1 protein-coding gene is annotated in these 766 nt (G+C 58.0%); it reads right to left on the minus strand.

What is annotated here, in order from left to right; genetic code table 11:
• Positions 1 to 33 precede the first annotated feature (33 nt).
• Positions 34 to 766, minus strand: a 733-nt coding sequence (locus RBA40_RS33385; protein WP_306653214.1) for an IS3 family transposase, incomplete at its 5' end; no start/stop codon positions are given.

Raw genomic sequence — 766 nt, forward strand, 5'->3', positions numbered from 1 at the left:
TGAGGTGTACTGTCAATAGTGGACACGTCCGTTTCAAGCAGCCAGCGCTTCTTTCCTAAAGTTTTCGGCGAATGACGCTGGCGATACGTAACCAAGACGCGAGTGGCGTCGCTGGCGGTTGTAGAAGATTTCGATGTACTCCTTGATCGCTGACTCCGCGTTAGCCCGCGTGGCATACCTCTGATGATGGATCATTTCGTTCTTCAAGCTGCCCCAGAAGCTCTCCATCGGCGCGTTGTCATAGCAGTTACCCTTGCGCGACATGGACGCCTGCATGCCGAACTGCTCGACCAGCTTGCGATAATCGTCGGCGCAATACTGAGTGCCGCGATCGGAGTGATGGATCAAGCCAGGCGCCGGTCGCTTGCTGCGTACCGCCCGCCACAAGGCTTGCGCCGTCAGGTCCTGCGTCATGCGTGGGCCCATCGCATAGCCCACCAACTCGCAGGTAAAAACGTCTTTGACTCCAGCCAGGTACAGCCAGCCTTCATCGGTCATTACGTACGTTATATCGGTCACCCAGGCTTCGTTAGGCCGGGTTGGCGCGAACGTTTGGTTCAACAGGTTCTCCGCTACCGGGAACGCATGGTGAGAATTCGTCGTCGCCTTGAACTTCCGTTTTTGCTTGCACCGCAAGCCCAACTCCTGCCGCAGCCGCACGATACGGTCACGCCCCGTATCGAATCCTTGCGCGACCAATTCAGGCTGCAGCCGCAACGGACCGTACGTCTCCCGTGTCTGGACGTGCGCAGCTTTGATCGCCACC

Source organism: Massilia pseudoviolaceinigra, assembly GCF_030846505.1.
GTDB lineage: Bacteria > Pseudomonadota > Gammaproteobacteria > Burkholderiales > Burkholderiaceae_D > Telluria_A > Telluria_A violaceinigra.